The following is a 15,402-nucleotide window of genomic DNA, read 5'->3' as shown; positions in this document are numbered from 1 at the left end:
AATGAGTTGCTGCCTCCTGAACAAACTCTTGCCAAGCGCTTGAGTAGTGCGCTTGGCAGGGGGAGGGGCAGGCGACGGTAACTGCGCTGAAGGGAAGTCCGCCGTCACCTCACAGAGAGGCGGCGCGACCACCCGAAAGGTAGGCCTACACGAGCGACTTCGAGCGGCGTATTCTGGCCGCGTGCCACTGTCGCCGGAGGAGTATCGGGCGCCGCTCGGGCGAGCGGCGCAGCACGCGCATGACTGGCTGGACTCGCTTCCAGACAGGCCGGTGAAGCCGCGCGACGGCATCGAGCAGATGGAAGCGGCCTTCGAGCGAGACCTCCCCGAGGGAGGGACCGACCCGACCGAAGTCATCGATGAGCTCGCTCGCCTGGCCGAGCCCGGACTGATGGCGATCGGATCCGGACGGTTCTTCGGCTGGGTGATGGGCGGCACGCTGCCGGCGGCACTCGCATCCGACTGGATGGTCAGCGCCTGGGACCAGAACAACGGCCTGCGCTACGCGACCCCCGCGGCGGCCGCCATCGAGGAGCGGGCGGGGGCGTGGATCGTCGATCTGCTGGGACTTCCGCAAGGCAGCGCCGTCGGCTTCACCACCGGCGGGACCATGGCCAACTTCGTCGGGCTCGCCGCCGGTCGGGGCGCCGTGCTCGAAGCGGCCGGGTGGAACGTCAACCGCGACGGACTCACCGGCGCACCGCGCGTAACCGTCTTAGCCGGCGCCGAGGTGCATAGCTCCGTCGAGCTCGCGCTGCGCTACCTCGGGCTCGGAGAGCCGACGAAGATCGCAGCCGACAGGCAGGGCCGCATCCAGAGCAGTGCATTGATCGAGGCGCTCGACCAGACGACCGGCCCCGTCATCGTCGCGCTGCAGGCCGGCAACCTGCACTCCGGCGCGTTCGACCCGATGCGCGAGACCATCGAAGCGGCCCATAAGAGGGGAGCGTGGGTGCACGTCGATGGCGCCTTCGGGCTATGGGCCGCGGCCAGCCCGCGCTGGGGTGACGCGCTCGACGGCGTCGACACCGCCGACTCGTGGGCGACCGACGCGCACAAGACCCTCAATGTTCCCTACGACTGTGGCGTCGCGATCGTCGCGCGCCCCGGTGCCGTGCAGGCCGCCTTCACCGCCCACACCAGCTATTTCATTCGGGATGACGCAGGCATCGCCGACCCGATGGACCGGGTTCCCGAGCTCTCGCGCCGCGCCCGTGGCATCCCGGTCTGGGCGGCACTGCGGTCCCTCGGACGAAGCGGAACGATAGCTCTCGTCGAGCGCCTCGCCGAGAACGCGCGCATGCTCGCCGACGGCTTGTCGAAGCTGCCCGGCGTGGAGGTGCTCAACGATGTGGTCTTCACCCAGATCTCGGTGGCGTTCGGCAGCGACGAGCGCACCCGCGCGGTGACCCAGGCGCTCATCGCCGACGGCGCGGTCTGGATGTCGGGCTCCACGTGGGCGGGCCGCGACGTGCTGCGCATCTCCGTGAGCAACTGGTCGACGGATGCCGAGGAGGTCGCCGTCTCGGTGAACGCGGTCGCTCGCGCGATGGACGCGGTGGGCTGAGCGCATCGCCTATCGTGGATGAGCCATGCTCTCCACGTTTATCGCCGACAACTACGCCCTCGTGCGCGTGCTCCTCATCGTCGGCGTTCTCGCCCTGATCGCGCTGGCGATCGTGCTGGCGCGAGCCGGTGACCGAGGCCGCCGGATCTCGGGGTTTCTCGGGGGAGCTGCGCTGCTGGTCGTCATCCTCTTGACGCTCACACCGCACGGCAAGCAGCTACCTCCGGCGGAGTGTTACCTGGTGGTGGATGACCCGCTGCGGGACATCTTCAATGTCGGGCTCTTCCTGCTGCCGGCCCTCTTCTTCGTGGTGGCAACGCGCAAGCCGATCTGGGTGTTCGTCGCAGGGGTCGCCTTGTCCGCCCTCATCGAGATCGTGCAGCAGCTGCTGCACGGTCTGCTGTCGCGCGCGTGTGACATCAACGACTGGATTGCCAACTCGACCGGGGCGGCAGCGGGTGTGCTGATCGGGTTCGTGATCGTCGCGCTCGTCAAGCGTCGCAAGGCCTAGGTCAGCGTTCGCTGGGACCCCTATCGCGACCCGCACCTGCGGGCGATGATCGGACGATGAGCGAATTCATCAAGGGCGACAAGGTCAGCTGGAACACCTCGCAGGGTCCGACCCACGGCACGGTGCAGGAGAAGCGGGTCAAGGACTTTGAGTTCGATGGGCAGAAGTTCACCGCGTCCTCCGATGAGCCCGCCTACATCGTGCAGTCGGACAAGACCGATGCGAAGGCAGCGCACAAGGGGTCGGCGCTGACTAGTCGCTAGCTCGTAGGTTGTAGCCACCGTCGTAGTTGGCGTGGTAGCCGCCGATCAGCCAGCGTTCCTGCGCCTCGTCGAAGAGCATCGTGTACTGCACGGTGCCCGACTCGTCCCAGCGGTTTTCACCCTCGCCATCGGCAACCTCGGGAACCAGTGCGGCCATGACCTCCTCGAGGGTTCCCTCGGGGCTGGCCGCCACGACCGCGGCGATGACCGCCTCGTCGGTGGCGCGATAGTTGATCAGGGTCTGGAAAGTGAAGCTGAGGTAGTTGCCCTCGGCGTCGGCCGAACCCCCTGTCACCTCGGTGAGCGTGACGGTGGTGGTGTCATCCATTCGAGGTTTGCCGTCGTGGATGAAGTCGGGAGACGCGTTGTTGTCCTGTCGGAAGACGAGGTTGGACTCGTCGGCGAAAAGCTCTCCCGTCTGGCTGGCCAGCACATCATCAGTCGCCGTGTCCGTCCACTCGGCGAAAGTGGAGGTGTCGTCGGCGGCCGTGCTGTCAAGGCCGAACTCGACGACCAGCCGCGCGGCGGTTTTCTGGGCCTCGAGGATCTGGTCTTCGGTGAAGCCGGTGTCGGTGGCGGCGGGAAGCACCAGCTCGGCGTTGTAGACCATCGCGTCCGCCTCAGGGTCGATTGTCATGTGCTGGTAGTCGCCGCGGTCAGTTGACTGAGTTTCCAGCACGACGAGGTCTCCGTGGGCCTCAGCCTCGGCCGGTGCGAGGAACGGCCCGCTTCCAAAAGTGGGTAGCGAGCACCCGCTCAGGATGACGGCCAGCACCGCAACCGAGCCAACAGATACAGCCACACGTGAATGAGACATCTGAGATTTCCTCCCCAAGGAATCGTTGCTCGAAGGCTACTGGACATCCGCCGGTCAGGCCGACGATGCAGCCCAACTGCACCCGCGCCATACCCCCGAACGCGGGTAGAGAGTTCGTTCCCTCGCGCCACTACCATGGAGGAAAATTCGCATTTCTCCGGTCAGGGTTGACGGAAGTGCACCTATCTCTTGGGAGCGTCCGTGAACGGGCCTGCACTTCTTCGCAGCATCAAACTGTCTGTAACCGCGACCATTCTGGGCGCACTCCTCGCCGCCGGTCTGGCGCTTCCCGCGCAGGCCGCCGAGACGAACAACCTCACGGTGACCGTGCGCAACGTCACGGGCACGCCACTCGTCGGCATGTCGATCATCGCGCTGTCCGTCGCCGACGGCGAGGAGATCGAGGGCGACCTCGTGGCCGGCGACTATCCCAAGGCGAAGCCGGTCACCGGCAAGCCCGGCGTCTACGTCTTCACGGGTCTGAGCGCGATCGACCACACCCTTTACTTCGGCACCGCGACGTCCACGACGTTCACACAGCTGCTCGGCGGTGCATCCGAAATCTCGCGCGCCCAGGTCATCCCGGCGGGCCAGACGAGCCTCTCCGTGAGCCTCGCTTCCAACGCCGTCATCACCGGCATCGTGAAGACCCCGGCCAAGAAGATCCTGCCGAAGGCCCTGGTCACCGCCTACCTCTATACAGGCAGCGACTGGATTACGTACGCCTCCGCTCGAGCCGACGCCAAGGGTCGTTACACGATCCGCGATCTGGATCCGGGCAGCTACCGCCTCAAGTTCAGTGGACCCGCCGGCGACTACTCGCCGCTGTACTCGGGTGGGGCCGCAACCTTCGACGAGGCATCCGGAATCGTCGTCGGGGTTGGAGCGACGGCCACGGCCAACGCGACGTTCCCGACCGGGTTGGGCGCGATCACCGGTACGTCGTGGGCAGAGTACTCGGACGACGACTTCTACGGGTTCATGCCGCTCGCCAACGCTCGCGCAATCGCGATCCCCGTCACCCAGGACGCCTCCTACCCCTACCCGGTGGTGCTCGACACCGAACGCAGCGTGACCAGCGCAGCCGCCAACAAGAAGGGCGCCTGGACGATCAAGAACCTGCGTCCCGGCAAGTACGTGGTCAAGATCTCGCCCTGGTACTACAACCAGGCCGCCACCTTCATCGGCGGCGGACGGCTGGAGTACGCACAGGTGTTCACGGTCGGCGCAGGCAAGGTGGTGAAGGCCGGGCGGCATGACACTTACATGAACCGGCAGGGCGGTTCCGTCACCGTTGTGGTTCGCAACCCCGGAGGCGGCGCGGTGCCGGGTGCCGACGTTCTCCTGCAGAGCGACGCCGACCCCGACTACTACTACCGTGGCACCACCAACGGGTCCAGCATCGTGACCTTCGGCAAGTCGGGCAAGAATCACACGATCCAGCCGGGTGCGTTCACGCTGTCAGTGCTGACCAACGGCTCGTGGGCGCCCGCCGTGCAGGACGCCTACATCTCGTCCGGCGCGCAGACCATCGACGTGAACGTGCAGTGGCCCTCCGCGCCCGACGGCTTCGTCACCGCTCCGTCCATCGCCGAGACCGCGCTCGTCGTCGGCACGCGCTACGAGGTCGCCGCGCAGGCGCACCGTGCCGCCGCCACCCTGACCTACCAGTGGCTGCGTGACGGCCACCCTGTTTTCGGTGCGGATGAAGCGGCCTACACGTCCCGCGCAGGTGACATCGGTGCCCAGCTCTCCGTGCGAGTCGCGTCACACCAGTTTGGATACCCGACTACAACCGCCAAGGCATCGGTCGCCGGTCTGGTGGTCTCCGATGTCACGGTTCCGACCAACGTGACAGCGCCGTCGATCACCCCCGCCACGGGTGCCCACGTCGGCACCACCCTGCGGGTCCTTCCCGGCAGCTGGAGCGTTAAGGGACTCGACTACGGCTACGAGTGGCTGCGCAACGGCATCCCGTTCGACAACGCCGGCAGCTCGTATGTCGTGAAGCTCGCGGATCTGGATGCCGAGTTCACCGCCGTCGTCACGGCAACCAAGTCCGGGTACGCCGACGCCACAGCCGCGACCCCGACCGGTGTGACACCCGTCTTCGCGGACGCCGCCCAGCTGAAGTCCGGCCTGGCCGTAACCGCCGCCGTGGTGAAGAAGCCGAAGGGCACCAAGAAGTACACCGTGAAGCCCGGCGTCTGGACGGCCCTCGCGCCGACCTTCAGCTACGAGTGGCTGCGCGGCGGAATCGTCGTGGGCACGGGCCCGACCCTCACCGAGAAGCCCAGCGCGGCCTTGCTCGCCCAGACGCTCGAGGTGCGGGCCACCGCGAACGCTCCCGGATTCGGTCCGGGCACTGCAACTGTTCTTGCGCGCAAGTCGTCCAAGGCCGTCGTGATGGCGGGCACGCCCTCTGTGACGTTGGGCGACGAACCCGTGGCCGCCAGCACCCCGGTGGCCGTGGGGCAGGAGCTCGTGGCATCCGGAAGCACCTGGGAAGTCGACGACCCGAGCGACTCGGTCAGCTACGGCTACCAGTGGCTGCGCAAGGTCGGCAAGGCGAAGGCGGTGACGATCAAGGGTGCGACGCTCGCGAGCTACAAGCCCACCGCGGCAGATGTCGGCTCCCTGCTCAGCGTCACCGTCACCGCGCGTTCGGTTCGTACCGGCAACGCCGTGAAGACGGTTGCCGCGGGCACGGTCGTGACGCGCACTGGCCTCGCCGAGCTGACGCCGACCATCACCCTCGAGGGATCCACGGTCGTCGGCACGCGGCTCTATCCGTCGTACGACTTCGCCTGGCAGAGCTTCGGTGCCAAGGTGAGCTACCAGTGGTACGGATGCGCGCTGCCGAAGTGCACGGCGTCGACGCCGGCGGCCTCCTTCGCGAAGATCCCCGGAGCGACGCTCGCCTATTACGCAACCCCTGCCGCGTACGCCAAGGGACGCATCTACGTCGTCGAAACGGCAACCAAGGCCGGGTACACGGCAGCGCGCGCGGTGTCCGACATCGTGACGATCGTGCCGAAGAACGTCATCCCGGTGCTCAGTCGGCCGACCGTGGTCACCGAGACAGGTTCGGTGATGATGGGCGGGATCGCGCTCGGCACGCAGGCTTCATTCGGCGTCGAGATCGAGGCGATCAACAGGTACTGGGAACTCTGTGTCCTGGACTGCACGAGCCCGACCGCGGTGTGGGGCAACCCACACGGCTACACCGACTACTACCAGACGTCCTACTACCCTTCGACAGTCGACTGGGCGGGCGGCGAAAGCTACCTGCGCTTCACGACGGTCGGGCAGCGACCCGGCTACCCGAGTGTCACTACGAGTTCGCTCCCCGTTCGGCTTGTCGAAGGCGATTTCAGCGCTCGCGTCCATAGTGCTGTGACCGCGGGACCGTCGAACATCGGCAAGGTCTCGGTCTTCAGCAGCGATCTGCCCAACTGGGCGATCCGGAGCAACCCGCGCTGGTTCGTGGAGGACACCGAGCGTGCAAGCGGGAGCTTCTACACGATGCAGCCCGAAGACCAGGGCAAGGCCATCTATGCCGTGGTCACGGTGAGCGCGCCCGGTTATGCAGACGTCGAGGTTGTCGCCGTCGCGCAGAGGCGGTCGACCTCTCTCGTGGCAACCCCCACGACGATCGTGGGTACCAAACTAGGCGAGACACTGTCGCTGGCCGATCCGGAGCCCTTCCACGACCTTCCGCAGACCCCGCACTCCGACTGGAAATACAGCTATCGCTGGAACTACGGGCACGTCGGTTCCGGAGACCAGGCAACCTTCGATCCCATCGCCTCGCATGTCGGCCAACAGATTCAGGTCGAGATTTACGTGACCTCGCCCGTATACGGCTGGTACAGCACAACCGTCTACAGCGCGGCCCCGCTCCTCGAGGGTGACCCCCTCACCGTCGAGGAGGATGCAGCCCTGTTCTGGGACGGCGACCTGCTGCCCGGCGCCCTCGTCTCCGCATCGGAGCTGCATTTCAGTGAGCCCGAGGTGGAGACCAGCTATCTCTGGCAGACGAGTATCGACGACACGACCTGGGTCGACACCAACGAGACCTCCGGCATCTACGAGATCGACCTCCACGACTCGAACCTGCTGCTGCGCGTGGTTGCGACGGGAACCAAGCCCGGTCACGACAGCGTTGTGTCGACGAGCGCACCCGCGCAGGTGCTCGAGGGCGACGTCATCCGGCTCCTCGGGGCGCCCGCCCTCAGCGGAAACGTTCGGGTGGGCAGCACGCTGACCACGACGGCCGGTGCGTGGTCTGAGGGGGCCGTGCCGAGCATCCAGTGGCTGCTCAATGGGCGCGCCATTCCCGGCGCGACGGGCCCCACCTACGTGCCGCTCGCGACGCACGCCGGCGACGAGATCTCGGTTCGTGTGACTGCTCGCCAAGCCGGCAAGCTCGATGTGTCGGCGGAAACGGCGGCGCTCACGATCGCAACCGGGCTCGCGCCGGTCGCGACCAAGGCGCCGGTCATCACCGGCACCACGACGCTCACCGCGACGCCCGGCGTCTGGAACACCAGCGGGCTGACCTACACGTTCGAGTGGACCCGCGTCGGCTCCGAGCCGGTGCTGGGGGAGACCCTCGTGCTGCCGGCCGGACACCTTCGCGCGGAGTACACGCTGACGGTACGGGCGGAGCGCTTCGGGTACGAACCGGGAGTTGTCACGGCGCACTAGCGACTTCTCGCATCGCCGCTCTCTGGCGCCTCAAAACCGGCGGGTCTATCCTGTGGCTGAGCCCGCTTCGACGAGCTCACACCCCCAACGAAGCACTCGACGTAGAGAAGGCCTAGTCATGAAGAAGCTCATCAATTCCCCCGAAGCCGTGCTCGCTGATTCCCTCGTGGGGGTTGCGGCGGCACATCCCGAACTGAATGTCGACCACACCAACCGCATCATCTACCGCGGATCCCCGACGAAGCCCGGAAAGGTCGCCCTGATCTCGGGCGGTGGCTCCGGGCACGAACCCCTGCACGGCGGTTTTGTGGGCTTCGGGATGCTTGACGCCGCCTGTGCAGGAGAGGTCTTCACCTCCCCAACGCCCGACCAGATGCAAGAGGCCACAAAAGTGGCGGACTCCGGCGCCGGCGTGCTGCATATCGTCAAGAATTACACCGGCGACGTCATGAACTTCGAGATGGCGGCCGAGATGGCCGAGGCCGAGTCGGGAGTCAAGGTCGCCGCAGTGGTGGTCAACGACGACGTGGCAGTGGAGGACTCGACATGGACGGCAGGGCGACGTGGCGTGGGCGTCACGGTGCTGCTCGAGAAGATCGTCGGCGCGGCAGCGGAAGAGGGGCGCGACCTCGCCGCGATCACCGAGCTCGCGCAGCGGGTGAACGACACGGGCCGCTCGATGGGTATGGCGTTGACGAGTTGTACCGTGCCGTCTGCGGGCAAGCCCACCTTCGACATCCCCGACGACATGATGGAGATGGGCGTGGGAATTCACGGCGAGCCCGGGCGTCACCGCGTGCCGCTTGCGCCCGCGTCATCCATCGCCCAGCAGCTGGTCGAGCCGGTGCTCGCCGACCTCGACTTCACGAAGGGGCCGGTGATCGCGATGCTCAACGGCATGGGCGGCTCGCCGCTCATCGAGCTCTACCTCATGTACGGCGAGGTCGCGAAGCTGCTCGAGAGGGCCGGCGTGCAGGTCGCGCGCAACCTCGTCGGCAACTACATCACGAGCCTCGACATGGCCGGCTGCTCGATCACCCTGCTGCAGGCGGATGACGACCTGCTGAAGCTGTGGGACGCACCGGTCAACACCCCCGGTCTGCGCTGGGGCGTCTAGTGGCCGACGTCACACTCGCGCAGCTCGTCGACTGGCTGGGCCGCTTTCGCGACCTGGTCACCGAGAAGCAGAGCTACCTGACCGAGCTCGACTCGGCGATCGGCGATGCCGACCACGGGTCGAACATGGCGCGCGGCATGGGCACCGTGATGGAGAAGCTGGGCACGCCGGCGACCATCGACGAGCTGTTCAAGACCGTCGGCATGACTTTGGTCACCTCCGTCGGGGGAGCGAGCGGGCCGCTCTACGGCACGTTCTTCCTGCGCATCGGCACCACCGCCGGAGCCGTCTCGGGGTTGACCTATGCGGAGTTCTCGGCCGCGCTGCGTGCCGGGCTCGCGGGTGTGATCGCCCGTGGCAAGGCCGAAGTCGGCGACAAGACGATGCTCGACGCGCTGGTTCCGGCGCTCGACGCGTGGGACGCCGCTGCGTCCGCTCCGTGGGACGCCGCGTTTGCCGCGGCGTCGTCGGGTAGGGATGCGACCGAGCCGCTCGTCGCCCGCAAGGGTCGCGCGAGCTACCTGGGCGACCGCAGCGCGGGTCACCTGGATCCGGGTGCGACGTCGACGGCCCTGCTGTTCGAGGCGCTCGCGGGCGCCCTCGCGTGATCGGCATCGTTGTCGTCTCGCACAGCCCCGCGCTGGCGAAGGCGGCTGTCGATCTGGCCTTGCAGATGGTCGGCTCGTCGCCGCCTCCCATCGCGCTCGCGGCCGGAGCCGGTGACGACGTGATCGGCACGGATGCGACGCGGGTCGCATCCGCGATCGACGAGGTCGCCTCCGACGACGGCGTGCTGGTCTTCATGGACCTCGGGTCGGCCGTGATGTCCGCCGAGATGGGGCTGGAGTTCCGGTCGTCCGACTGCGAGGTGCGACTGAGCGATGGGCCATTCGTTGAGGGGCTGGTCGCCGCCGTTGTGTTGGCTGCCGCCGGTTCGTCTCTGGATGACGTAGCCCGCGAGGCAAGCCGCGCGATGGAGCCCAAGCAGGGGGCGGTGGGTCCTGCCCCTGCTGCCCAGCCTTCAGCTGCTCAGCCACCCACTGAGCCCGACGCCGTCACTGCCGAGGTCACCCTCGTAAACCCGGCGGGGCTGCACGCGCGCCCGGTCTCGATGCTGGTGAAAACCGTGTCGGAGTTCGACGCCGCCGTGAAGCTCGAGGATCTCACCTCGGGCAAGGGTCCGGTGTCCGCCGCGAGCCTGATCGCGGTGCTGACGCTCGGGTCGGCGCAGGGCAACGTCATCCGGATCTCGGCAACAGGACCGCAGGCGGCCGACGCCGTCGAGGCCGTGCGAGCCATGGCCGCGGACGGGTTCGGAGAGGAATAGCGCGCAACACTTGACTGTGTTCCTGGGCCATGGTTTTGACTCGTCGACATGGGTAGATCACCTGTCGTTCGAGAGAGCGTCGATACGGGAACGGTAGGCTCCCCAAGCATGTCCCGTCGCATGCCAAGAACCGACCTGTTCCGAGTCACGGTGAGTTCCGTGGTGTCCGCGCTCTTCGCGACGGGTGTGATGTTCTTCCTCGCCGGTGTGGTGGGTGTCGAGTATGAAGACCCGACGCTGTTCCTCGTGACGGCGTACCTCGTGCTGTGGCCGGTATACACCGCCATCTACGCAACCTGGAGCACCTTCGTGTACTCCCGCCTCGACGGCGAGCTGCTGAAACGGGTGACCGTCGCGGACGAGAGCGCCGAGCGCAGCCCGATCCAGCGGTTCCTCGGGGTGACCGGTGCCACGAACACCACCATCTCGGCTGCGGTGGCTGCCGTCGCCATCACGATCGTGGTTGCGCAGCAGCCGGAGTTCCGCAGTGATGCGATCTACGTCGGGCTCGCGCTGCTCACCGTCGCGAGTTCGTGGGTGCTGATGGTGTTCTCTTTCGCGCAGAGCTACCTGCGCCTCGGCGCCGGCGTGCACGACGAGCCCCACCTGAAGTTCCACTTTCCGGAAGCGGCCCGCTTCAGCGACTACCTGACCCTGGCCGTGCTGCTCTCCACCATGGCCGCAACAGTGCCCGCCGATATCTCATCCCGAACAGCCTGGCGGGTTGTGCGCAGCAACGTCATCATCGCCTTCGTTTTCAACTCGGTCATCATCGCCATGATGGTCTCGCTGCTCTTCGGTCGGCTTCTCGCCGGCTGACGGAAAGGAACCCCATGCTCAAGACAGCAATTGTCATCACCGCCCTCGGCCTGCTCAGTGCGCTGGCCGGCTGGCTCATGCTCGTGCTCATGGATACCCCCGACGCGAACATCGGCGCTGGCGCCCTCTGGGTGATCGGTTGGTGGGTGGCCGGCATCGGCGCAGTGCTCACCGTGATCGCGCTGCTGCTTCGGGTGGCTCGCAGATCGCGCGCGTAGCTCGGCGCGTGCCCTGGTGACGGGTGCGGGGGCGCGGAACCTGCCACGTGTTCAGCGCGTGCCCTGGCGACGAGCGCGGGAGTCCGGACTCCCGCGCCGGTCGCCAACCCACGCGCTGAGCGTCGAAACGATCTGAAAGACTGGGCCCGTAGCCGGACATAACACCGTGTGGGGACCGTGAACAGAGACGATGACTTCGAGCGCGTGATGCGCGCCGTCGTCGAACCCGTGCGCCGCTACCTCGCCCGACGCACCGACCCGGCCACCGAAGACGATGTCACCAGCGAGACTCTGCTGGTTCTCTGGCGACGACTGGATGACGTTCCCGCCGACGCGATCCCCTGGGCGATCGGCGTCGCGCGGCTGCAGCTCGCCAATGCCGAGCGCTCGCAGCGCAGGCAGCGGCGCCTGTTCACCCGGATCGCCACCGTCGACCCGCCCCAGGACGTGCGGGATCATGCGGAGGGGGACGCCGGCTATATCCTCGACGCGGTCGCGCGACTCCGCGGCAAGGACGCCGAGATCGTGAAGCTCTGGGCATGGGACGACCTCGACCTCAGCCAGATCGCGACGGTGCTCGACATCAGCGTGAATGCGGCCACGATCCGCCTGCACCGGGCGCGCGCAAAACTTCGTGAGGAAATCGGAAAGGATGCCCCCGTGCTGGGACATACAGGAGTGAAGGAAGGAGAAACCGCATGAACAACGATGACGAGCTGAAGAGCGTTCTCAGGAGCGCAGACCCGGCGGCATCACTCTCCCCACTCGATCCCAGCCAGTTCCATTCCCTGAAGGGTGCCATCATGACCGACACAACAACTTCTGCTCCCGTCTCCCGCAAGCGTGCTCCACTCATCTGGGGCCTCGTCGGCGGTGTCGCTGCGCTCGCTATAGTCGGCGCGTTCGTCATCCCGAGCCTGACTGCGGGACCGGAGCCGGTCACCGTGTTCTCCGCCCCGGTCGTCGACCCGATGGCCACCTCGCTCAAGTGCGCGGAGCCGACCGTCGAGATCATGCAGACCGCGACGATCGCGTTCGAGGCGACCGCGACCTCCGTCGAGGGCGGCGACGTCAACCTCGACGTGTCGAACGTCTTCAAGGGCGAGATCAACGACAAGGTGCAGGTGCTGCAGGGCAACCCCGAGATCTCCGACGGCGGCGGCGTGATGTACGAGGCGGGAACGACCTACCTGCTCGCCTCCGACGGCGAGAACATCTGGAGCTGCGGGCTGAGCGGCCCCAAGACCCCCGAGCTCGAGGCGCTGTACACCTCGTCGTACTGAGTCCCCACGAAGGAGCCGGTTTCGGACGAATGACGTCTCGCGAAGAGTGTCATCCGTCCGGAACCGGCTCTTTTGCGTACAGAGCTCCACGGGCTACCCTGAACCCCATGACCCCTGAGCGCATGGAGATGCTGACGCTGCTGCGTCGCGCCCGTGACCTCATCGACCGCGAGTACGCGCGTCCGCTTGACGTGCCGACCATCGCGGCGAAGGCGCTCATGTCGCCGGCGCATTTCTCGCGCCAGTTCCGCGCCGCGTACGGCGAGACGCCCTATGGCTACCTCATGACGCGTCGCATCGAGCGCGCCATGTCGCTGCTGCGAGGCGGGATGACGGTCACCGACGCCTGCATGGCCGTCGGCTCGACGTCCCTCGGCTCGTTCAGCTCGCGCTTCACCGAGATCGTCGGTCTGAGTCCGAGTGCGTACCGCGCGCGGGAGCACGAGGGTGTGACATCCCTGCCCAATTGCACGTCGAAAGTCGTGATGCGACCCCGCAGATCGAGCAGATTTCGAGAAGCGGATAACGTCACCGCTGCCTAGAGTGGCCCCATGACGATTCAACTCCGATACGCACACGTGACCGTCACCGATGTGGAGGAGTCGCTCGGGTTCTACCGCGACGGCCTCGGACTCGAGATCCAGAACGACGTCTCCTACGGCGGTTTCCGCTGGGCGACGCTCGGCAGCTCCGACCAGGAGGGCCTCGGCGTTGTGCTGTCCACGCCCTACGCCGGCCGCTCGCAGGAGGACGGCGACGCGCTGCAGGAGCTGCTCACGAAGGGCGTGCTCTCGGCCGTCGCATTCCGGGTCGACAGCGTGGACGCCGTCTTCGAGAAGCTGCTCGCCTCGGGCGCCGAGGTGATGCAGGAGCCGTCCGACCAGGACTGGGGTCCGCGCGACTGCGCCTTCCGCGACCCCTCGGGCAACACCGTGCGTATCGAGCAGGGCTAGTGATCGAACGCGGGCTCTACCGCCACTACAAGGGCAACGACTACGAGGTGCTGGGTCTCGCGACCCACTCCGAGACCGAGGAGTCGCTCGTCGTCTACCGCGCGCTCTACGGCGAGTTCGGGCTGTGGGTGCGCCCCGCGGCGATGTTCGAGGAGACCGTGGAGGTCGACGGCGAGAAGGTGCCGCGCTTCGCGAAGGCGTAGAGGGCGAGGAACGTCATCCCGATCACGACGGTGATGATTTCGAGAACGGATCTCGTCTCGAACGTGCTGTAGGTCCACATCCGCACGGCGGCGGACGCACTGAGAAGCAGTGTCGCGCCGGCGGCGACCAACGCTGACGCTTGGGGAGTCGCGCGGCGGATGCTGCGACCGACAAGCCCGAGCACCGGACCGCCGACCAGAGATGCGGCCAGCCACAGCGCCAGACTGCGCAGCAGCACCCCGAGCCCCACGGCGGGGTCGGGCATGTCGCTGAAGGCTTCCGAGAACTGGGTCTGCCAGCGTCCGCTCGCGAACGACAGGGCGTAGTAGATGAGTGAAGCAGCCGCGAGACCCGTCGCGGCGCCGATGGCCGCGCGCTTGCGGGATGTCGCGACGAACCCGATCACCACGGCGAACAGTCCCCACGACCCGACGGAGGAGACGAGGCCGGCGAGCTCCCACATGAAGGGCGGGGGCAGCAGGTCGAGCGAGCGGGCGGCGACGCCGAGCGCGAGTCCCGCTGCGGCGACGGTCACACCCCAGCGGATCATGCACCCACGCTAGGGCAGGGCTCGTGCCGCCTCGCGGATTTCGGACCAACTCGCGTGCCGAAACTCGCGGGTTGATCCGAAAGCCGCGAGCGGGAGCCGGTTTTGGCGGTTCGAACCCGCCGTGGCGAGCTCACTCCGCCGAAAGGTCTCGAACGCGTTAGGCGAGCGCCTCCCGAAGCGCGCGAGCCTGCTCGCGCCAGAACTCACGCGATACCGGCTTCGTGCGGAACAGCGCGTCGAACCCGTGAAACGCCCCCGGCACGATGAACGTGTCGCACGGCACACCCGCATCCAGCAGGCGACGCGCGTACGCGACATCCTCATCGAAGAAAAGGTCGAGGGTGCCGACGCCGATCCAGGCGGGTGGGAGGCCACGGAGGTCATTGCGGCGAGCGGGAGCGGCGTACTCGCTGGCAGTGGGAAGTCCCGGTTCGTGACCGAGGTAAGACGTCCAGCCGAAGCGGTTGCTGCCGGGCGTCCAGACGCGCACGCCCCGGGTGTCGTGGTCGGTGCGCGTGACCGTGCGGTCGTCGAGCATCGGGTAGACGAGCAATTGGAACACCGGGGTGACCTCACCTCTGTCGTGCGCGTAGAGGGCGAGCCCCGCAGCGAGCCCCGCACCCGCGCTCGCCCCGCCGATCGCGACGCGAGTGGGATCGATGTCCTCGTGCGCGAATGTCCAGAGCAGGCCGGCGTAGGCATCCTCGATCGCGGGCCGGGGAGGGATGCTCGGGGGAGAGGCGGTAGCGCAGTGCGACAACCGTGATGCCGAGTTCGCGCGCGAAGCCGATGCTCGAGAGCTCGTCCTGTTCGGGGCTGCCCTGGATGTAGCCGCCGCCGTGGACCCAGAACAGGGCCGGCGTCGCACCGGTCGCGGCCCGCGGCCGGTAGACGCGGAGGGAGACGGTGTCGGTCGTGACATCCTCAATCGACATGTCGTCGGGAGTGGCCGGGACCTTCGGTTTCGCGCCCGTCAGCAGCTTCGCGATGCGCGGACCAAAAGACAGCGGCGGGATGAACCGGCCGAGTGCGAGATCGGGATGAAACGCGGTCATGACTCCTC

General features: G+C 67.1%; 17 protein-coding genes and 1 pseudogene. 14 read left to right on the top strand and 4 right to left on the bottom strand.

What is annotated here, in order from left to right; genetic code table 11:
* The first annotated feature begins 181 nt into the window (after window positions 1–181).
* Genes EYE40_RS09370 through EYE40_RS09360 form a run of 3 tightly spaced genes read left to right on the top strand, consistent with a single transcriptional unit; the run spans window position 182 to window position 2,341 of the window.
* Complete coding sequence (locus EYE40_RS09370; RefSeq protein WP_130981691.1) at window positions 182–1,567, top strand: pyridoxal phosphate-dependent decarboxylase family protein; 1,386 nt, start codon at window positions 182–184, stop codon at window positions 1,565–1,567.
* 25 nt (window positions 1,568–1,592) lie between these two features.
* Window positions 1,593–2,078, top strand: coding sequence for a VanZ family protein (locus tag EYE40_RS09365; RefSeq protein ID WP_130981690.1), 486 nt, complete (start codon window positions 1,593–1,595; stop codon window positions 2,076–2,078).
* A gap of 56 nt (window positions 2,079–2,134) precedes the next feature.
* Window positions 2,135–2,341, top strand: coding sequence for a hypervirulence associated TUDOR domain-containing protein (locus tag EYE40_RS09360; RefSeq protein WP_130981689.1), 207 nt, complete (start codon window positions 2,135–2,137; stop codon window positions 2,339–2,341).
* On the opposite strand, the gene EYE40_RS09355 is transcribed toward EYE40_RS09360, so the two are convergent.
* A complete protein-coding gene (locus EYE40_RS09355; protein ID WP_130981688.1) occupies window positions 2,331–2,978 on the bottom strand; it encodes a hypothetical protein in 648 nt (215 codons plus the stop codon). The two genes, EYE40_RS09360 and EYE40_RS09355, sit on opposite strands and share 11 nt — an antisense overlap.
* A 381-nt stretch (window positions 2,979–3,359) precedes the next feature.
* Here EYE40_RS09355 and EYE40_RS09350 point away from each other — a divergent pair, with 381 nt between their 5' ends.
* The 11 genes from EYE40_RS09350 (at window position 3,360) to EYE40_RS09300 (ending at window position 13,788) form a co-directional block, all read left to right on the top strand.
* Window positions 3,360–7,868: a carboxypeptidase-like regulatory domain-containing protein gene (locus EYE40_RS09350; protein WP_130981687.1), complete on the top strand. Its 4,509-nt coding sequence runs from the start codon at window positions 3,360–3,362 to the stop codon at window positions 7,866–7,868.
* A 118-nt stretch (window positions 7,869–7,986) separates the two neighbouring features.
* A complete protein-coding gene (gene dhaK, locus EYE40_RS09345; protein WP_130981686.1) occupies window positions 7,987–8,985 on the top strand; it encodes a dihydroxyacetone kinase subunit DhaK in 999 nt (332 codons plus the stop codon).
* Window positions 8,985–9,593 carry a dihydroxyacetone kinase subunit DhaL gene (gene dhaL / locus EYE40_RS09340; RefSeq protein ID WP_204742235.1) on the top strand — a complete coding sequence of 203 codons (609 nt, stop codon included), beginning with the start codon at window positions 8,985–8,987 and terminating at the stop codon, window positions 9,591–9,593. Before dhaK ends, dhaL begins: the two co-directional genes overlap by 1 nt.
* Window positions 9,590–10,312, top strand: a complete 723-nt coding sequence (gene dhaM / locus EYE40_RS09335; RefSeq protein WP_130981684.1) for a dihydroxyacetone kinase phosphoryl donor subunit DhaM — start codon at window positions 9,590–9,592, stop codon at window positions 10,310–10,312. Before dhaL ends, dhaM begins: the two co-directional genes overlap by 4 nt.
* A 120-nt stretch (window positions 10,313–10,432) precedes the next feature.
* Window positions 10,433–11,131, top strand: coding sequence for a DUF1345 domain-containing protein (locus EYE40_RS09330; protein ID WP_161972369.1), 699 nt, complete (start codon window positions 10,433–10,435; stop codon window positions 11,129–11,131).
* Window positions 11,132–11,145: 14 nt separating this feature from the next.
* Window positions 11,146–11,349, top strand: coding sequence for a hypothetical protein (locus tag EYE40_RS09325; protein ID WP_130981682.1), 204 nt, complete (start codon window positions 11,146–11,148; stop codon window positions 11,347–11,349).
* Window positions 11,350–11,526: 177 nt separating this feature from the next.
* A complete protein-coding gene (locus EYE40_RS09320; protein WP_204742234.1) occupies window positions 11,527–12,051 on the top strand; it encodes an RNA polymerase sigma factor in 525 nt (174 codons plus the stop codon).
* Complete coding sequence (locus EYE40_RS09315) at window positions 12,048–12,632, top strand: hypothetical protein (RefSeq protein WP_130981681.1); 585 nt, start codon at window positions 12,048–12,050, stop codon at window positions 12,630–12,632. Before EYE40_RS09320 ends, EYE40_RS09315 begins: the two co-directional genes overlap by 4 nt.
* Before the next feature lie 107 nt (window positions 12,633–12,739).
* Window positions 12,740–13,174 carry a helix-turn-helix domain-containing protein gene (locus EYE40_RS09310; RefSeq protein ID WP_130981680.1) on the top strand — a complete coding sequence of 145 codons (435 nt, stop codon included), beginning with the start codon at window positions 12,740–12,742 and terminating at the stop codon, window positions 13,172–13,174.
* A gap of 9 nt (window positions 13,175–13,183) precedes the next feature.
* Window positions 13,184–13,585: a VOC family protein gene (locus EYE40_RS09305; RefSeq protein WP_130981679.1), complete on the top strand. Its 402-nt coding sequence runs from the start codon at window positions 13,184–13,186 to the stop codon at window positions 13,583–13,585.
* A complete protein-coding gene (locus tag EYE40_RS09300; RefSeq protein WP_240034778.1) occupies window positions 13,585–13,788 on the top strand; it encodes a DUF1653 domain-containing protein in 204 nt (67 codons plus the stop codon). The genes EYE40_RS09305 and EYE40_RS09300 overlap by 1 nt, the downstream gene beginning before the upstream one ends.
* Here the strand turns inward: EYE40_RS09300 and EYE40_RS09295 are convergent.
* The 3 genes and pseudogenes from EYE40_RS09295 to EYE40_RS15620 form a co-directional block, all read right to left on the bottom strand.
* Window positions 13,692–14,339 carry a DUF6518 family protein gene (locus EYE40_RS09295; RefSeq protein ID WP_130981678.1) on the bottom strand — a complete coding sequence of 216 codons (648 nt, stop codon included), beginning with the start codon at window positions 14,337–14,339 and terminating at the stop codon, window positions 13,692–13,694. The genes EYE40_RS09300 and EYE40_RS09295 overlap by 97 nt on opposite strands.
* Window positions 14,340–14,496: 157 nt before the next feature.
* Window positions 14,497–15,099, bottom strand: a complete 603-nt coding sequence (locus EYE40_RS09290; protein WP_240034859.1) for an alpha/beta hydrolase fold domain-containing protein — start codon at window positions 15,097–15,099, stop codon at window positions 14,497–14,499.
* Between the two features lie 19 nt (window positions 15,100–15,118).
* Window positions 15,119–15,274 (bottom strand): annotated as a pseudogene (locus EYE40_RS15620) (hypothetical protein); the annotation flags it as partial.
* Window positions 15,275–15,402: the final 128 nt, after the last annotated feature.

Origin of the sequence: Glaciihabitans arcticus (assembly GCF_004310685.1) — a bacterium.
Taxonomy (GTDB): Bacteria; Actinomycetota; Actinomycetes; order Actinomycetales; family Microbacteriaceae; genus Conyzicola; species Conyzicola arctica.
The sequence above is the reverse complement of the archived record's forward strand: the minus strand, read 5'-3'. Positions and strand labels throughout refer to the sequence as shown.

Excerpts from the sequence above, each read along its gene's own strand:
- EYE40_RS09365 (WP_130981690.1), top strand. The coding sequence starts at position 1,593 with ATGCTCTCCACGTTTATCGCCGACAACTACGCCCTCGTGCGCGTGCTC.
- EYE40_RS09360 (WP_130981689.1), top strand. The coding sequence starts at position 2,135 with ATGAGCGAATTCATCAAGGGCGACAAGGTCAGCTGGAACACCTCGCAG.
- EYE40_RS09355 (WP_130981688.1), bottom strand. The coding sequence starts at position 2,978 with ATGACAATCGACCCTGAGGCGGACGCGATGGTCTACAACGCCGAGCTG.
- dhaK (WP_130981686.1), top strand. The coding sequence starts at position 7,987 with ATGAAGAAGCTCATCAATTCCCCCGAAGCCGTGCTCGCTGATTCCCTC.
- EYE40_RS09330 (WP_161972369.1), top strand. The coding sequence starts at position 10,433 with ATGCCAAGAACCGACCTGTTCCGAGTCACGGTGAGTTCCGTGGTGTCC.
- EYE40_RS09325 (WP_130981682.1), top strand. The coding sequence starts at position 11,146 with ATGCTCAAGACAGCAATTGTCATCACCGCCCTCGGCCTGCTCAGTGCG.
- EYE40_RS09315 (WP_130981681.1), top strand. The coding sequence starts at position 12,048 with ATGAACAACGATGACGAGCTGAAGAGCGTTCTCAGGAGCGCAGACCCG.
- EYE40_RS09310 (WP_130981680.1), top strand. The coding sequence starts at position 12,740 with ATGACCCCTGAGCGCATGGAGATGCTGACGCTGCTGCGTCGCGCCCGT.
- EYE40_RS09305 (WP_130981679.1), top strand. The coding sequence starts at position 13,184 with ATGACGATTCAACTCCGATACGCACACGTGACCGTCACCGATGTGGAG.
- EYE40_RS09295 (WP_130981678.1), bottom strand. The coding sequence starts at position 14,339 with ATGATCCGCTGGGGTGTGACCGTCGCCGCAGCGGGACTCGCGCTCGGC.